The sequence below is a fragment of the Pseudoalteromonas luteoviolacea S2607 genome, from assembly GCF_001625575.1.
Lineage (GTDB): Bacteria > Pseudomonadota > Gammaproteobacteria > Enterobacterales > Alteromonadaceae > Pseudoalteromonas > Pseudoalteromonas luteoviolacea_E.
This window is the reverse complement of sequence record NZ_AUXV01000003.1, coordinates 184380-201333: the sequence shown is the minus strand read 5'-3', so window position 1 is coordinate 201333 and position 16954 is coordinate 184380. Positions and strand designations below refer to the sequence as shown.

12 protein-coding genes are annotated in these 16954 nt (G+C 41.8%); 6 read left to right on the top strand and 6 right to left on the bottom strand.

All coding sequences use genetic code 11. The features are described 5' to 3' along the window. From N480_RS03120 to N480_RS03100, 5 genes are all read right to left on the bottom strand, one after another. Complete coding sequence (locus N480_RS03120; protein WP_063371066.1) at positions 1 to 831, bottom strand: polyphosphate kinase 2 family protein; 831 nt, start codon at positions 829 to 831, stop codon at positions 1 to 3. Further along, entirely contained in the window at positions 828 to 1598 is a 771-nt protein-coding gene (locus N480_RS03115; RefSeq protein WP_063371065.1) for a helix-turn-helix domain-containing protein, read from the bottom strand. The genes N480_RS03120 and N480_RS03115 overlap by 4 nt, the downstream gene beginning before the upstream one ends. A gap of 166 nt (positions 1599 to 1764) precedes the next feature. Next, entirely contained in the window at positions 1765 to 2568 is an 804-nt protein-coding gene (locus N480_RS03110) for a DUF1338 domain-containing protein (protein ID WP_063371064.1), read from the bottom strand. A gap of 70 nt (positions 2569 to 2638) precedes the next feature. Continuing rightward, positions 2639 to 3664, bottom strand: coding sequence for an arginine N-succinyltransferase (astA, locus tag N480_RS03105; RefSeq protein ID WP_063371063.1), 1026 nt, complete (start codon positions 3662 to 3664; stop codon positions 2639 to 2641). Between the two features lie 37 nt (positions 3665 to 3701). After that, positions 3702 to 4907, bottom strand: coding sequence for an aspartate aminotransferase family protein (locus N480_RS03100; protein ID WP_063371062.1), 1206 nt, complete (start codon positions 4905 to 4907; stop codon positions 3702 to 3704). Positions 4908 to 5062: 155 nt separating this feature from the next. On the opposite strand from N480_RS03100, the gene N480_RS03095 reads away from it, so the two are divergent. Then, the gene (locus N480_RS03095; RefSeq protein ID WP_063371228.1) at positions 5063 to 5491 is read left to right on the top strand and encodes an Lrp/AsnC family transcriptional regulator; all 429 of its coding nucleotides are present in this window, start codon (positions 5063 to 5065) and stop codon (positions 5489 to 5491) included. 13 nt (positions 5492 to 5504) lie between these two features. On the opposite strand, the gene N480_RS03090 is transcribed toward N480_RS03095, so the two are convergent. Beyond that, positions 5505 to 7418, bottom strand: coding sequence for a putative bifunctional diguanylate cyclase/phosphodiesterase (locus N480_RS03090; protein WP_081225363.1), 1914 nt, complete (start codon positions 7416 to 7418; stop codon positions 5505 to 5507). A gap of 447 nt (positions 7419 to 7865) precedes the next feature. Between N480_RS03090 and N480_RS03085 the strand changes: the two genes are divergently transcribed. From N480_RS03085 to N480_RS03065, 5 genes are read left to right on the top strand one after another with little or no spacing between them, the layout of a single operon-like run. Then, entirely contained in the window at positions 7866 to 8168 is a 303-nt protein-coding gene (locus N480_RS03085; protein WP_063371061.1) for an isoamylase early set domain-containing protein, read from the top strand. Between the two features lie 6 nt (positions 8169 to 8174). After that, the gene (gene malQ, locus N480_RS03080; protein ID WP_063371060.1) at positions 8175 to 10163 is read left to right on the top strand and encodes a 4-alpha-glucanotransferase; all 1989 of its coding nucleotides are present in this window, start codon (positions 8175 to 8177) and stop codon (positions 10161 to 10163) included. Further along, on the top strand, positions 10163 to 12400 hold the full coding sequence (glgB, locus tag N480_RS03075; protein ID WP_063371059.1) for a 1,4-alpha-glucan branching protein GlgB: 2238 nt from the start codon (positions 10163 to 10165) through the stop codon (positions 12398 to 12400). Before malQ ends, glgB begins: the two co-directional genes overlap by 1 nt. A 1-nt stretch (position 12401) precedes the next feature. Beyond that, a complete protein-coding gene (glgX, locus tag N480_RS03070) occupies positions 12402 to 14465 on the top strand; it encodes a glycogen debranching protein GlgX (RefSeq protein ID WP_063371058.1) in 2064 nt (687 codons plus the stop codon). Next, positions 14446 to 16929, top strand: a complete 2484-nt coding sequence (locus tag N480_RS03065) for a glycogen/starch/alpha-glucan phosphorylase (RefSeq protein WP_063371057.1) — start codon at positions 14446 to 14448, stop codon at positions 16927 to 16929. Before glgX ends, N480_RS03065 begins: the two co-directional genes overlap by 20 nt. The last annotated feature ends 25 nt before the right edge of the window (positions 16930 to 16954 follow it).

The following is a 16954-nucleotide window of genomic DNA, read 5'->3' as shown; positions in this document are numbered from 1 at the left end:
TTACATCCTCTTTTGTTTTATCCCTAATTGCTGCTCTGCTAACTCTACAACTTTGGGATCTATGGGGGGTGGTTCAATCACCATACCCTCTCGTAAAGTGAGTGTTAGATATTTCATAACCTCTACACGTGCGAACCATTTATGGTCGGCTAAAATAACAGACCAAGGAGCTCGAGTTGTATGCGTTTTTACTAGCATCTCATTGATTGCAACTTCGTACTCATTGCGCTTGTTTCTATTTCTAATGTCTTCCTGAGTTAGTTTCCAGCGCTTATAGGGATTATTCAGACGCTCTGAAAATCTCTTGAGTTGCTCGTCACTACTAATATGTAAAAACAGTTTTATGACTTTAATGTTATCGTCAGTTAAAAGTTGCTCAAATTCATTGATTTCTCGATAAGCACGCTGCCAAGCAGAATCGCTGGCAAACCCTTCGACTCTTTCTACCAGTACTCTGCCGTAGTAAGAACGGTCAAATATTGTTAATGTACCAGCCTTAGGCAATTTATTAAAAAACCGATAAAGGTAGTGTTTACCTTGCTCGTCTGCGGTTGGCGCACTAATTGGAAATACCTGATATCCCCTCGGGTCTAACTGCTCGGTGATACGACGAATTGCACCTCCTTTTCCGGCTGCATCCCAACCCTCAAAAACAATAACCGCTCGTTGACCTTGATGGTAATAAGCTTGTTGTACATGGAGTAATTCATTTTGCCAGTATTTTAGAGCTCGCTTATACGCTTTTTTGGTGTCAATTACCGGGTGTGGCTCAAAGTCTGTAATTGATACTGAATCGTTGTTCAAATAGGGCGGATCAATATGGTTACTCACCTTGCTAGCCTCGCTCTGTATTGTTTGGGTGTAATTTGCATCACTTTTTTAAACTGGCGAATGAAATGAGACTGATCTACGTACTCCAGTTCATAAGCAATGTCCGTGAGTGGTTTATTGGGGTTTTGCTTGATGGCGTTCCTAGAGTTAAAAACCTCTACCAATGTCGCATATTCTTTAGCACTGATCCCGATTGCCTCTATAAACGCTCTTTCTACACGCCTGCTGTTTAAACCAAGTGTGTCATACATCTGTGCGAGCTTTATTGACCTAGGTTGGGTATCTATTTGTATTAATACGGAAGAAAAAGCGCTAGGGAGCTGATAGTGTGCTTGACTAAAGTGGTTTTCTAGCCACCGGGATAATGCATAAACTCTTTGTAATGGGGCCAATTTAGGCGAGATTACCTTTGTTCTTAGAGCGCTAAAATTGATTACTTCTTGCAACTCTATACATTGATTTTTTATATATTTGAGCGGTATGTTGGTGAGGTGTTTGGCGCCCAGTGGAGTAAGGCGTGCACCAACCATGCTCAGTGTACTGGATTTAAAATGCCATAAGTGAGAGGCTGTTTGAGGGCCGATGAGAAACCCGCCAACTTGCATTGAGACATCATTGATAACGGATTCTCCGGATATCACGAGTAATATGGAAATGCACCCATCACTATGAATTGCTTGTTCTTGAGTCGAAAGCGGCCCTGAGGTGTACCAAAAATTTATAATGTAAGGGGCGAGCGCAGGTGGAGGAGTGATGGTCGAATACACGTAAGCCTCTTTTGTCCGTGGTAAATTAAAAACGTAAGTTAATTAACATCTGTCCTTATGATTTCAATCTACATGGTCGGTAAATTTTGGGCAAGAAAAAAGCAGCCAGTGGCTGCTTTGCGTGTTTAAGTTAGTTTTACTTCAATTAATACTAACGCAAGAAAAATTATCTAGCATTAGTGCTTTCGAAGATTTTATCTGCTGATGCGGCTACAAAGCCTGTGTATAGCTCACCGTCAGGTTTGTTATAACGAAGTGCAAACTCATAGAAGCAGCTTGGGATTTCAAATTCACCATCCGAGAACATAACCGGTTGGTGATCGGCAAGTGTTGAAGATTGCTCCAATAACACTTCAGGAGAACCCTTTATTTCACCGCCTGATGTATTTAGCGCAAACCCTGCGTCCTTAAGTGCTGAGTTAACAGCTTCGATGGTCTCGAAGTTTGCTAAGTAGTTGATGCTTACTGTGAAGTGATTTGCACGGTAGCCCCACGCCGACATCCAAGCTGCATACTCACTCTCTTCTAGTAGTTTTTTGTATGTTTCATTGCTTACTTGCCAGTGTGTACCAGAATACAAAAAGTTCTCAGCTGTAACAGCACTTTCATCGATGCTATCGATCATCGTTGCGACAATAGACTGAAGCTCTTCAGAGCATTTCTCAAGCAAAAGTTCAGAGATAAATACTTTTGGCTTACTTGGATCACTATGCTCGTAGTGTTTAGCGTATAGCTTCTTAGCTTCAAAGTGGTACTCACCGCACTCGGTGTAACCAACCGCTTTGAAGTGTGCTGCAAGCTTTTCAAGCCCTACTTTTTCGTGGTTAAAGGTACGCAATGCAATGTGATCATTGATGACATCATCTTGTTGTGTTGAACCTAATAGCTCATGAACTTTTACCGCAGATGGAGTCACCTCTAGGTAATTGCTCCATAAGTTATCGAATAAGCTATCTACATTGTTGTGCATAATGACAATTCCTTAAAATAGCGGCTAAGCCGCGAGTTAATGTTACGACAAAGCACGACGTATTTGATTGTTATAAAACGAATCCACTGATCTTGTCGCCAGCACTTAAATTAAGTGCTTGCGCTGTTTCATGGTTAACCGTAAATGTTTTTGTTGCTTCATCCCATACAGCCTCTGGTGTGAACGTCGCTCGAAACTCAGTAAGCTGCCCGTTAGATAAAGCCCAAGTTTCCTCTGTATGAGGCACTTGCTCGGCAATTACTAGAGTACCAATTTGAGTTTCTCTAACTGTGCGGATATTTTTTAGCCTTGCTTCGATGGTTGGTCCCGCATCGAATAAATCTATATAGCCCCTATGTTCGAAACCTTCTTTTTGTAATAGCTTCAATGCAGGTTTGGTTTTTTCATGTACGTGACCAATAACCGCCTGTGCTTCAGGGCTAAGTAAGTTGGCGTAAATAGGGTATTTCGGCATCAATTCAGAAATAAACACTTTATCACCTAGGCCAACTAAGTGATCAGCTTGTGGGAACTCGATACTAAAAAAGTGCTCCTCAAGCCACTGCCAAAAAGGGCTGTGCCCATTTTCATCGCTGACACCGCGCATCTCAGCAATCACTTTATCACTAAATCTCTGATTGTGTTCAGCCATAAACAAAAAGCGAACTCGTGATAAGAATCTACCAGCTAAGCCGCGACGAAACTGTTCTCTTAAAAACAGAGTACAGATCTCCGAGCTGCCTGTATAGTCGTTACAGATTGACAGTATATCAACGGTATTGTAGACGTTTAATGTGCTTGAATGATGGACGGTTTTACCCTGATGGTAGTGGTACAATGGCACCTGCATGCCAACAGCTGCTTCTATCGCAGTGGTGCCCAAAATGTCACCTGTTTGTGAGTCTTCAAGAACAAATAAGTAACCCTCATCCATCGGTGCGCTAAGCACCTTTGCAAAGCTTTCTTGAGAGCGCTGTATTTTGTTCTTTAAAAGTTCATCATCAACAGGCAATGAAGTGAATCCATGGCCTGATTCTACCGCGATGGTTTTCAATGCAGCGAAGTCTTCACTGCTGATAGGTCTAAGTACTTGCATAGGAGTATCAACAAGGGCGGAAATCCGCCCAAAATTATTAAGCGTTTACAACGTCTGCCACAGCAAGCTCAAAACGAGCTAAACCAGCTTTGATTTCTTCTTCAGTGATAACCAAAGAAGGTGTGAAGCGAACAACATTCGTACCCGCAACTAGCGTCATTAGGCCGTGTTTTGCACTTGCCACTAAGAAGTCACGCGCTTTCCCTTCGTAGTCACCTTTAAGTACACCACCAAGTAATAGACCTTTACCACGTACTTCACTAAAAACATTGTACTTTTCATTAATCGCATTAAGCCCATCACGGAACATCTGCTCTTTCTCTTTAACACCATTTAAAACTTCAGGAGTGTTAACAGTATCGAAAGCCGCTTCTGCTACTGCACATGCCAATGCGTTACCACCGTATGTTGAACCGTGTGTGCCGATTTTTAGGTGTTTCGCAATGTCAGTTGTTGTGATCATCGCGCCAATTGGGAAACCACCACCCAGTGCTTTCGCCGTCGTTAAAATATCAGGAGTGACGTTTAAGCCTTGGTAAGCGTACAAATCACCTGTACGGCCGACACCTGTCTGAACTTCATCAAATATAAGCAATGCATTGTGCTTGTCACACAATTCTCTTACGCCTTGAACAAACTCAGCATCAGGTGAAATAATCCCGCCTTCACCTTGTAGAGGCTCCATCATAACAGCACAAGTCTTATCAGAAATAACTTTTGAGAATGCTTCTAAATCGTTGTAATCAATATGAATGATATCTTGTGGTTTCGGACCGAAACCGTCAGAGTAAGCTGCTTGACCGCCTACAGTAACAGTAAAGAATGTACGACCGTGGAAGCCTTTGTTGAATGCAATGATTTGTGTTTTTTCTTCGTTGAAATTATCGATTGCGAAACGGCGAGCCAATTTAAGTGCTGCTTCGTTTGCCTCTGCACCTGAGTTTGCAAAGTAAACTTTGTCTGCAAATGTGGCATCGGTTAGTTTTTTAGCCAAGCGTAATGCTGGTTCGTTGGTCATAACGTTTGAAAGATGCCAAATCTTTTCACCTTGTTCTTTAAGTGCATTAACTAGTGCAGGGTGACTATGACCTAAGCAGTTAACAGCAATACCACCAGCAAAGTCGATATACTCGTCGCCTTTTTGATCCCAAACACGAGCACCTTTGCCTTTAACAGGAATAACTGCCGAAGGGTTGTAGTTAGGTACCATTACTTCATCAAATAGTTCGCGATTCACTTGCATGACTTCGTCCTCAATAATTACTTCAACTTAAATTACACATTATGTCTGTGTATATTCTTATTCGGTCATTATTGCGTGAAGCGATGAAAATTTGCAGTGTAATTTTGGATAAAATGAGTAAAATGTTCGTCATAATGACGATGGAATTTATCAAAATGATAAGTAAACAAGATGAAAGATTGATTTCTGTACTGCGTAGTAATGCTAGGGCGAGTATTTCAGAGCTTGCTAGGTTACTTGATATGTCACGCACAACCGTTCAATCAAGGTTACAAAAATTAGAGCAAAATGGGGTAATACAGGGCTATAAAATTGATTTTGGCCAAGACTATTTGGGTAACCTTGTGTCAGCGCATGTGTCTATAAAGGTCAAGCAGAAATTAACTGCTAAAACCAACAATGCCCTTAAACAGCTTGCGCACATTTCAGCTCTGTACGCAATTAGTGGTGAGTACGACATGATAGCAATAGTGGAAGCGCAAAGTTTAGAGCAGTTGAGTCAACTACTTGATGAAATCGGCAACCTCGATGGTGTGGAGCGAACAAATTCTTCTGTTATCCTTGAAACCAAATTTCAGCGCTAATCACGCGCTGAAATTAGTTAGCTTTTGGTAACCAAACACTTGTTCCTGTGGAAGCAATGTGATTGACGTTACCTTTAAGCACTTTATCTCCGACATTTCTTGAAGTCTCTGGGCGGCTTACAAGATAGCCTTGTACACAGCAGATCCCCATGTCTTTTACGAGCTCAAATTGATCGAGTTGTTCAACACCTTCAGCAACAATTTTCAGACCAAGTTGCGCACCGAGTTCACTGATAGAGTTCAAAATCTTATAGTATTTTGGATTATCTTTAGCTTGTGAAATAAACAATTTATCAATTTTAATTACGTCAATGGGCAAATCGGCAAGCGTACTTAAAGAGCTAAACCCAGTACCAAAATCATCTATCGCAATAGTTACACCGGCACTACGACAACGCTCTAGCTGCGCGATAATTTCATCGCTGGCTGTAATAAGAGTCGATTCGGTGATTTCTATCATCAGAGACGTCGCTGGTAAACCTGATTTGTCTAGCGCTGCTAAAACCCAATCGTAGATGGGGCGGTGTTTTAATTGGATCCCTGAAACATTCACCGAAATTTTTACTTTTTTCATACCTGCATTGTGCCAAGCTGACATTTGTCGACATGACTCCAGCAAAATCCAGTCACCCAGTTCAAGAATCAAATTGGACTCCTCAGCAATGGGTATGAATTCTGACGGCGGAATGAGCCCCTCTATTGGATGGTGCCAACGCGTAAGCGCTTCAAAGTAATCAATCGAGCAATCTTCGACATGTACAATTGGTTGAAATGACAACTGAAAGTTCTGAGAGGCTATCGCGAGACGTAACTCTTCGAGTAAGTAATGATAACGACGTATTTTATTCCCCATTTCTGGCGAGTAAACCCTAAATATACCTCTGCCATCTGTTTTAGCTCGATACATGGCTACATCAGACATTTGTAGTAACGCATTAGGTGTTGAAGCGCTATCAGGGAACACGGCAATACCGATGCTAGCGCTTATCTTTACTAGCTTATTGCCAAGCACAAAATCTCGCTCGACTTCACTTAATATGGTTTGTGCTACTTCAGTACAGAAGCTGGTATCTCTCAAGTTGGGAATGAAGATAGAAAATTCATCACCACCAAGGCGGGACAAATTTTGATCTAACCCATGTACTGGGTGTGCATCATTAAGCTGAAATTGCCTAACTACTTGCTCTAATCTGCCCGACACTTGTATTAGGATCTCATCTCCGAAGCTGTGTCCAAACGAATCATTGACCTGTTTGAATCCATCTAAGTCAATAAAAAGTAGCCCGCATTTAGTTTTACTTTTGTCAGCTTCAGTCAGCTGTTCACTGATATGTTCAATATAGGCATGGCGGTCGATGAGTTTCGTGAGCTTATCTTGATACACATGACTATCTGATTGTATTTTAATACGTTGCAAGTTATCACTCAGTGCTTGGACGGAGTGACAAATTTGAGCCATTGGGCCACCAGAGTGTAACTCTTTGTGTTGTATGTCCAATCCCTTTAGCAGGGTTGCTAAGTCTTTATTGATTGCATGTAAGGCGTCTAATTGAGCCGACTCTTGAGATTGGCTTTTAAGTCGAGAAAAAATGAACAAAACAATGAGCAAACAAAGCATAAGCAGTGCAGGAGAGGACCACACGAGCGTAAATACCTCATTGGTAGTAGCAAGTATGTAACTTGCATTATCTTTACCTACAACGACATAGTATTTTGACTTAAGCTCTACAAAATCTTGGTCATAGAGAACAAACTGAAACCAAGGCGAAGTGTCATGCACTTCAGAATAATTTGCTGTCTGTGTGTCTAGTGTCAACAAGCCCGATTGTGCGTTTAAAACGTGTTTTGCAAACGTTAGGTTTGCAGCAATCCCAATCACTATGACACTGACTAAGCTGTAAGCTAAATTTTTAAATACATTTTGCATGATTGAGACAATCCAAAATTAACCGATAAACGGATCCTTCTTAACTCTGTAGTATACATCATATTAGTCACAGAGATTACAACCTTTTACACGCTTTTGCTATCAAGTGCAATTATCAAAATAAATTCAACTTTATATAAACAAAATAATTTAAAATTCACTGAGTAAGATCAATTATCAAATTAATTCACTTTACATGATAATAATTCTTATCTACTTTTTTATGTCGTTGGCTTGATAATTGCTGGTACTAAGCTTGGTATCAAGTTGACTGTCCAAAAATGTACTTTTCTGGTGCAAATTAGAGCTGTATTGCACTGTTGTGAGGCGTACAAGTTTATTTGATGAACTAATTTATTCTCACAAAATGTGTGCGTATAGGTAACAGTTATACGGCATCCTTTTGTGGCAAGGAACACCAACCAGGTTAGGTTTTTGGAGCCCAAGATGTTAACAAAGCGTTTTTTTAAAACAAAAAACGAAGCAGAAATTACGTTTGAATTTTCTCACCCTGAAGCTAGTAAGGTTGAATTGGTTGCTGAATTTAATGATTGGCAACCGATCACGATGAAGTTTATTAAAAAAGATAAACGCTTTAGGCTGAAACACAGACTCCCTACCGAAAAAAAGTTTCATTTCCGCTACTTGATTGATGGAAAGCAATGGGACAACGACCATAACGCTGATGGATATGCCGCCAACGGTTTTGGCAGTGAAAATAGTATTGTCGACACTCAAAGATTGGCATAGTTGCCAATGGATGGGTTACAGCAGCTGTATTACCTACACGGCATTGGGTATGACTATACTAAATACGACGGCGAATACGTTGTTTTTGATGAGATAACTCGACAGCGAGCGCTGGCATGTTGTGGTATTGATACAAGTGATGACAATAACATAAACTCACTTAACTTTGAGTTGGATGTCGCGCCTTGGCTGAAAATGCTTGAAGAAGTGACATTAGCTTGCTCTAGAGAGGGTAAGTTTGTTCTTAGAGTACCTGAGTCTCACAGACATACTATCGCAAGCGTTAAATTGCCAGAGTGTGATTTGCACCTCAATGTAGATCTTGCTCACTGTGTAGAAGTCGGGAATTATCAACATAACAATGAGAATTACATTGCGCTTGAAATATCCCTTGGCAAGTTGCCTATTGGGTATTTTCAAATGGAAGTTTCATCTGAACTTGGTTCTTTTTGTACTGAGTTGTGGTCAACTCCAGAGCAATGTTTCAACCCTTATACCAGGCCATGCACAGCAAAGTCTCTTGGCTTGTCACTTCAGCTCTACACCTTAAAAAGTGATCGTAATTATGGGATTGGGGACTTTACTGATCTCAAGTCCCTTATTCACGAATTTGCAAATCTGGGCGGTGACTTTGTCTTGTTGAACCCATTGCATATGCTGTTTCCAGAGCAACCTGAAAAGGCTAGCCCCTATAGCCCGTCTCATCGCTGCCTGATTAACCCTTTGTATATCGCATTAGACGACTTAGAGAGCATAGTTGGCAAGGCATGTTGGGAGCGGTTTTTAGCAGAGCCAAGCCTTACGTTGGGAATTGATTTTGAGGGTGAATACTTAGATTACATCTCCACTAGCCATAGAAAGTATCAACTGTTCGAAAAGTTGTATGAGATATGGTGTCTTGATGTTTCTAACAATGTTGAGTTTCACAATTTTGTAGCCGACCGAAAATACGAATTGGACGAATTACCGCTGAGCCAGTTTGAATGGTTTTTGCAATGGCTTGCTTATTCACAACTTAATGCCTGTCAGAAACTTGCTAAAGACTTAGGCATGTTAATTGGATTGGTGAATGACCTTGCGGTGGGCTGCACCCAAGAAGGTCTTGAGTACCAAACTTATCAATCCAGTTTCACTGACGGCGCGAATGTAGGGGCTCCACCTGATCCATGGGCTGAAAGTGGACAAAATTGGGGGTTACCAGCGCCCAACCCTCTCAAATTAAAGGAACACAAGTTCAAGTATTTCAAATCATTGGTCAGAGCAAATATGCGCTCGGTTGGCGCGTTGAGGATTGACCATGTTATGGCACTACGGAGATTGTGGTGGTGCTTCTTGGAACAAGGTAAAGAGCTAGGTTGTTATGTTTATTACCCTTTTGAGCAATTGTTAGCGATACTAAAAATTGAATCGCATTTAAATTGCTGTGTTGTTATTGGTGAAGATTTGGGAGTTGTACCGCCAGAGGTAACACAATCACTAGATGAATCGGCTATTTTCGGTAATACACTGTTTTATTTTGAAAAAAATCATGATGGAGCGTTCAAGTCTAGCGAGCAGCTCAGGTCTAGTTCATTGACTATGGTTGCAAATCATGATGTTCCGCCATTTCACGGCTGGTGGTTAGGTAAAGATATAGAGATAAAACTCGCGTATGGGATCCTGCAGAAAGATCAGAGTGAACAGCTTGTCCGTGAAAGAGACATAGAAAAGCAGCGATTACTGGATTGGCTGAGAGTTCATGGCAAAGACGAGATGACACAGCACAGCGATGGTGAAGTCATTTATAAGTCGGTGATGGAAATCTTAGCGGGGTGTCCCAGTCAGTTAGTTGCGATTCAACTCGATGATTTAGATCAGCAGCATATTCCAGTGAATATTCCAGGAACAAATACGGAATACCCTAACTGGCGCCGTAAACTGAACCATGAAGTGACAGAGATATTTGCTCAGCAGCAAGGTTTTATTAAGCTGCTTAATGAGATCAGGAAAAGATAATGAATTCTGTAAACAAAAAGCTAGGAAGTATTGACGATTATTCAGATCAAGTAAGTGCGCTGTCAGCAGGGCACTTTAGTGACCCATTTAGCTTTTTAGGGCCTCATGAAGAGAGGCTCGAAAATAATACTGTGACTGTAGTGCGTGTTTATATTCCAAGCGCTACATCGGTTGAGGTACTGCATAAAGGTTTAAAAACTAAAATGACGCAGTACTCGAGTTCAAGCTTGTTTGTCGCTCAGTTCGATGCGCCATTTGATAAAACAGAATATCGATTAAAAGTTAAGTTTAATAATACAGAAGTCATATTTGACGATGTATATCGATTTACTAGTGCGCTTGATGAGCATGCTATGTACTTGTTCAATGAGGGCACGCTAGAGCATGGTTATAAACACTTTGGCGCATGTTTTATAGAAAATCAGGGGGTTCGGGGTGTACAGTTTAGTGTTTGGGCACCCAATGCAAAAAGTGTTTCAGTTATAGGCGATTTCAACTTTTGGCAATCAAACCAACATTTCATGAGATTACATCCTGCAAGTGGCGTATGGGATTTGTTTGTGCCGGGCTTAACGCCTGACCAATGCTATAAGTTTGCAATAACCACACTCGATGGGAGTGTAATTGAAAAAGCAGACCCTTATGCTCAAAAAATGCAGCAAGCACCTGGTACAGCCAGTATTTTGCAAGAAAATAAAGAGGTTTTAGAATTAAGTGATGAGCATATTAACGAGCGTTTAGCGCGCAATAGTATTGATGCCCCTGTTTCTATTTACGAGGTGCACCTAGGGTCATGGAAGCGCAGACCCGATGAGCGTAATCGATATTTGACCTATCGTGAGCTAGCTGATGATTTGGTCAGTTATGTCAAAGAGCTTGGCTTTTCACATATCCAATTAATGCCTATTAGTGAATATCCTTTTGACGGATCATGGGGTTATCAACCAGTTGGGTTGTTCTCTGTGACAAGTCGTTTCGGATCAGTAGAAGATTTTAAATACTTTTGCCAGAAATGTAATGAGCAAGGCATAGGGCTGCTTCTTGATTGGGTACCTGGTCATTTTCCTACAGACCCTCATGGATTACAAAAGTTTGATGGTACACATTTGTACGAACATGCAGACAAGCGACAAGGTTTTCACCCTGACTGGAATACATGTGTATTTAATTACGACAGACCAGAGATTAAAAGCTATTTACTATCCAATGCAAATTACTGGTTAAGTGAATATAAACTTGATGGGCTCAGAGTGGACGCAGTGGCTTCTATGCTTTACCTCGATTACTCTAGAAATGAGGGGGAGTGGGTACCCAACCAATATGGGGGGCGCGAAAATATCGGTGCTATTGACTGTCTTCAATCCAGTAATGCAGCTTGTTATAAAAATAGCCCTCACGTAATGATGGTCGCGGAGGAGTCAACAGCATGGCCAGGGGTTACTCAAAGTGTTGAGTATGGTGGTCTAGGGTTTGGCTTTAAATGGAATATGGGATGGATGAATGACAGCCTTGGTTATATGCAGCGAGACCCCGTTCATAGAAAGTATCATCATCACGAAATGACTTTTTCGATGGCATATGCCTTTTCGGAAAACTATATTCTGCCATTAAGTCACGACGAAGTAGTTCATGGTAAAGGGTCATTACTCAGTAAAATGCCAGGTGATGATTGGCAGCAATTTGCAAATTTAAGAGCATATTATGGTTTTATGTATGCGCACCCAGGGAAAAAGCTACTGTTCATGGGCAGCGAAATAGCCCCAAGAACAGAGTGGGATCACAATCAGGGCTTAGATTGGTCACTACTGCAAAGTGAGGCACATCAAGGCGTTTATAGAACGGTTAAATCTCTTAATGGTATATACAAAAATACACCTGCGCTTTATGAGGTTGACTCTTCTCCAGCAGGTTTTCAATGGATAGATTGTGATAATGCTGAGCAATCAATATTGAGCTTTGCCCGTTTTGGCAAACATTATTCAGATTTAACCGTTGTAGTAAGCCATTTCACGCCACAAGTTTTTCATCACTTTAAATTAGGGGTCCCCAAAGGCGGTGTTTATCAAGTTATTTTTAACTCGGATGATGAAGAGCTTTATGGCAGTGGCGTAAAAGTGGTTGCTCATCAACAGCAATTAATCGAGTCTAAATCAACAGCAAGTCATGGGTTTGAGCAAAGTATAGAAATAACAATTCCACCTTTGTGTACAGTGTATTTAAAGTATATCTCGGCTTAACATGTTAAAAACTAAACTAGGATTTACTTATCCTTTAGGTAACTCTGTTCATGCAGAAGGTGTCAACTTTGCAGTTTATGCACCCAATGCATCAGAGGTCACTTTATGCTTGTTTGAAGGGCCAGTCGCGTCAGAACTTGCGCAGATAAAGATGAACAAACGTGAAGGTGGACTATGGACTCTTTTTGTTGAGACTGCTCGAGAGGGAACTCTTTACGGATATCGTGCTGATGGAGATTATGACCTCGCTGAAGGTTTGTTCTTTAACAAAAACAAACTTTTGCTTGATCCTTACGGCATGGATATTCAAGGTGAGTTCACTTGGAGCGAAAGGCACTACTGTCATTTACCTGTGGGCGAATTCAACGTTAATGACAACGCCATTGATATGCCTAAAAGCCGGGTTTTTAGCCCCAAGCCCTACAGCGGTAATCGACCAAATACAGCGTGGCAAGACACATTTATCTACGAGTGTCACGTAAAAGGCGCGACACAAACTCTTGATACTGTTGCTGCTAACAAGCGCGGTACTTTTTTAGGTCTGTGCGAACACAGTTTTATTACTCACTTACAGCAATTGGGTGTTACAGCCATTGAATTGCTTCCCGTTCAAGCATTTATCAGCGAACAGTTTTTGACAACAAAAGGGCTTCAAAACTATTGGGGTTACAATACTTTGAGCTTTTTTGTCCCGCATAAAGCCTATTGTGCACAGGGAGACGTTACAGAATTTCAGCAAATGGTGGCGACACTTCACGCGCACAACATAGAAGTGATCATAGATGTGGTTTACAACCACACAGCTGAAAGTGGTATTGATGGCCCTATGCTGTCCATGAGAGGTTTGCACAATCGGGGTTATTATCGAATGCTGCAAGCTCCAGAATCTGTTTTTATTAATGATACTGGGTGTGGGAACACGATTAACATTGACGATCCAATAACTTTAAGGCTGGTAATTGACAGCTTAAGGTACTGGGTAGAGTACATGGGCGTCGATGGGTTTAGGTTTGATTTAGCCACTATCCTAGGGCGAAGTAATGAAGGGTTTAATGGTCAACACGCTTTTTTCCAAGCCCTGTCACAAGACCCTGTACTGACGCAAGTTAAGCTAATTGCAGAACCTTGGGACGTCGGGCCGGGTGGATATCAACTCGGCGCGTTTCCGCCACCTTGGCGTGAGTGGAATGACAAGTACAGAGATGTTGTGAGACGCTTCTGGAGAGGTGACAGTGGCACACTCCCTGAGTTGGCCAAAAGAATACATGGCTCAAATGACTTATTTGAGCATAATCTGCGCGGGCCTCTCAACTCGATTAATTTTCTGACTAGTCATGATGGTTTTAGCCTTTCGGACTGGGTGAGTTACGAGCATAAGCATAACGATGCGAATGGCGAAAGTAACTGCGATGGCCACAGTGAGAACTATTCATTTAATTGTGGTGTTGAAGGTCATACTGATGATCCTGATGTGATCATTAAGCGAAGAAAGCTACAAATTAATGCGTTGGTCACGTTATTCATGTCTAAAGGCGTACCAATGATCTGCGCAGGCACGGAACTAAATCACTCCCAGAACGGTAACAATAACGCGTATTGCCAGGACAACGAAACGAGTTGGTTAGATTGGAAAAATGTCAGTGAAACACAAAATTTGATAAAACCAATCTCATCATTGATGAAAATCCGTAGCCAATTGAGTGCTTTCAAACACCCGTTTTTTGTGCATGCTGAAGACGCTAGATTTGCTGTACTGTGGTACAACAAATGCGGACAAATTATGAGTGATATGGACTGGCACGATGAAGGCAATAAGACGTTAATTTACGTATTAGCCGATTACATCGAGTCTAGCTCTGTGCTAGTTATATTGCATGCCGATGATACTGAAACTGAAATTCAGTTGCCTGATCCCCCTTTTTCTAGTTGCTGGGAAGCCGTCTATTCTTCCGAAGATAATTTTGAGGTAGGACAATTCCCCAACTCTTTAGCCCCAACCGGACAGAGTGCATGGATACTCTTGTCGCACAATGAGGAAACCACCGATGGCTCAGAAAAAGTCTAATGTGTGTGTCGTTAAACACTGGCAGGATGCGCCAAAGCTCAATGAAAGCGATTTAGCTGATGATTTAAATAGACATTTTTACTATACACTTGGACGCGACAAAGTAGGTGAATCTAAACACTATTTGTTTCAAGCTTTAGCGCTAACAATCAGGGACCGATTAGTCGCTAGGTGTCGAGCGACCAAACAGTACTTGGATCAAGAGAAAACCAAAAAAGCGGCATATTTGTCACTAGAGTTTTTAATGGGGCGTGCATTGGGTAATGCCATTTTAAATTTAGACCTCGAGGAACAAATTGGCACTGCATTGAGTGAATATGGCACAACCCTAGAAGAGCTAGAGTCTGCCGAACATGATGCCGGTCTTGGTAATGGTGGCCTCGGTCGGCTTGCTGCGTGTTTTTTAGATAGCTGCGCATCACTCGCATTACCTGTTATCGGGTATGGGATACGTTACGAATATGGCATGTTTAACCAATCTATAGAACATGGTGCACAAATTGAACATCCTGATAAATGGCTACGTGAAGGACACCCTTGGGAACTCAGTGCTCCCGAGCAAGCTAAAGTTGTAAAGTTCTTCGGTAATGTTGAGACACATACAGACAAATCTGGGCGGGTACATCATCACTGGACGAACACCCAGGATGTACTAGCCGTGCCTTTTGATGTGCCCATTCCTGGTTATCGTAATGGGGTTGTTAACACATTAAGGTTATGGAAATCAGAAGCAACTGATGAGTTTAACTTGAAGGAGTTTAACGAAGGCAGTTATTCAGAAGCCGTCGCTAAAAAGAATTTAGCAGAGCAAATCACTATGGTGCTGTACCCCAACGATGCCAGTGAGAATGGAAAGGAATTAAGGCTTCGACAGCAATACTTCTTATCAAGCGCAAGTCTGCAAGACATATTGCAACAGTGGACGCAACAGCATGGAACTGATTTCAGTGACTTCTCGGATTATCATGTTTTTCAATTGAATGATACACACCCAAGTGTCGCTGTCGCTGAGCTTATGCGTCTATTAGTTGATGAGTATGAGTTAGAGTGGGATAAAGCATGGCAAATAACAACGACTACCATGGCTTATACCAATCACACACTGTTACCAGAAGCGCTAGAAAAATGGTCAGTTTCCTTATTTAGTCGACTATTGCCACGGGTCTTAGAGGTTATTTATGAAATAAATGCACGGTTTTTAGCAGAAGTCGCGCTCAGATGGCCTGGAGACGTTGTAAAACAGCGGGAGCTTTCTCTAATTGAGGAGGGGCCTGAGCCGCAAATTAGAATGGCCTATTTGGCGATTGTGGGTAGCTTTTCAGTAAATGGGGTTGCAGCACTGCATACTCAGTTGCTTAAGTCGGGCTTGTTTAATAGCTTTTATAACCTGTGGCCAGACAAATTCAACAACAAGACAAACGGTGTAACGCCAAGGCGATGGCTCGCTCATTGCAACCCAAGGTTGGCGCAGTTGATCTCCGAAAAAATCGGTGACGGATGGCAAGCCGACTTTTCAGAAATCCAACAGCTTAGACGATACTACGATCAAACTTCGTTTCATAGCGAGTGGCAAGCAGTTAAGGCTCACAACAAGCAAAAACTGGCCCAATTAGTTGCATCAAAGTGTGGTGTAACGTTTGATACCGATATGTTGTTTGATGTGCAAGTGAAGCGGATCCACGAATACAAGCGTCAACTACTAAACATACTCCACGTTATAGCTTTGTATGACCAAATTAGACGTGGTGAAGTTAAAAATATCGTACCAAGATGTGTTTTGTTTGGGGGGAAAGCTGCTCCAGGTTATTACATGGCAAAACTGATTATCAAGCTGATAAATAACGTTGCCAATGTCGTAAACAAAGACGAAGCCGCCAAGCCCTATTTGAGAGTGGCATTTCTACCGAACTACAATGTTACTGCGATGGAAACGATCTGTGCTGCGACAGATCTTTCACAACAAATCTCGACAGCCGGTAAAGAAGCCAGCGGCACAGGAAATATGAAGTTTATGATGAATGGTGCCGTCACAATTGGAACGCTGGATGGAGCCAATATAGAAATTCGAGAGCAAGTCGGCGACGACAACTTCTTCTTGTTTGGTGTGACTGCAGAACAGGCGAATCAGGTCCGACAGAGTTACAACCCAACTAAAATTATAGAGTCATTTGCACCGTTAAAAAATACAATGAAACTGTTATCGAGTGGCCACTTTAATCTATTTGAACCAAACATTTTTGACGACATTATCGGGTCTATTCAAAGCCCTCATGATCCTTGGTTGGTTGCGCAAGACTTTGAAAGTTATTTTGATGCCCAGCAGCGCGCTGCGCAAAGTTACACGAACAAAACATTGTGGAATCGCATGAGTATTTTAAATACTGCTGCGAGCGGAACTTTCTCTAGTGACCGCACTATTTCACAATACAGTGAAGATATTTGGCGATTGAAACCCATGCAGTAACCGCCTTGAACATTAATATGGAGAT

Excerpts from the sequence above, each read along its gene's own strand:
- N480_RS03090 (WP_081225363.1), bottom strand. The coding sequence starts at position 7,418 with ATGCAAAATGTATTTAAAAATTTAGCTTACAGCTTAGTCAGTGTCATA.
- malQ (WP_063371060.1), top strand. The coding sequence starts at position 8,175 with ATGGATGGGTTACAGCAGCTGTATTACCTACACGGCATTGGGTATGAC.
- N480_RS03095 (WP_063371228.1), top strand. The coding sequence starts at position 5,063 with ATGATAAGTAAACAAGATGAAAGATTGATTTCTGTACTGCGTAGTAAT.
- N480_RS03065 (WP_063371057.1), top strand. The coding sequence starts at position 14,446 with ATGGCTCAGAAAAAGTCTAATGTGTGTGTCGTTAAACACTGGCAGGAT.
- N480_RS03085 (WP_063371061.1), top strand. The coding sequence starts at position 7,866 with ATGTTAACAAAGCGTTTTTTTAAAACAAAAAACGAAGCAGAAATTACG.
- glgX (WP_063371058.1), top strand. The coding sequence starts at position 12,402 with ATGTTAAAAACTAAACTAGGATTTACTTATCCTTTAGGTAACTCTGTT.
- N480_RS03110 (WP_063371064.1), bottom strand. The coding sequence starts at position 2,568 with ATGCACAACAATGTAGATAGCTTATTCGATAACTTATGGAGCAATTAC.
- N480_RS03100 (WP_063371062.1), bottom strand. The coding sequence starts at position 4,907 with ATGCAAGTGAATCGCGAACTATTTGATGAAGTAATGGTACCTAACTAC.
- astA (WP_063371063.1), bottom strand. The coding sequence starts at position 3,664 with ATGCAAGTACTTAGACCTATCAGCAGTGAAGACTTCGCTGCATTGAAA.
- glgB (WP_063371059.1), top strand. The coding sequence starts at position 10,163 with ATGAATTCTGTAAACAAAAAGCTAGGAAGTATTGACGATTATTCAGAT.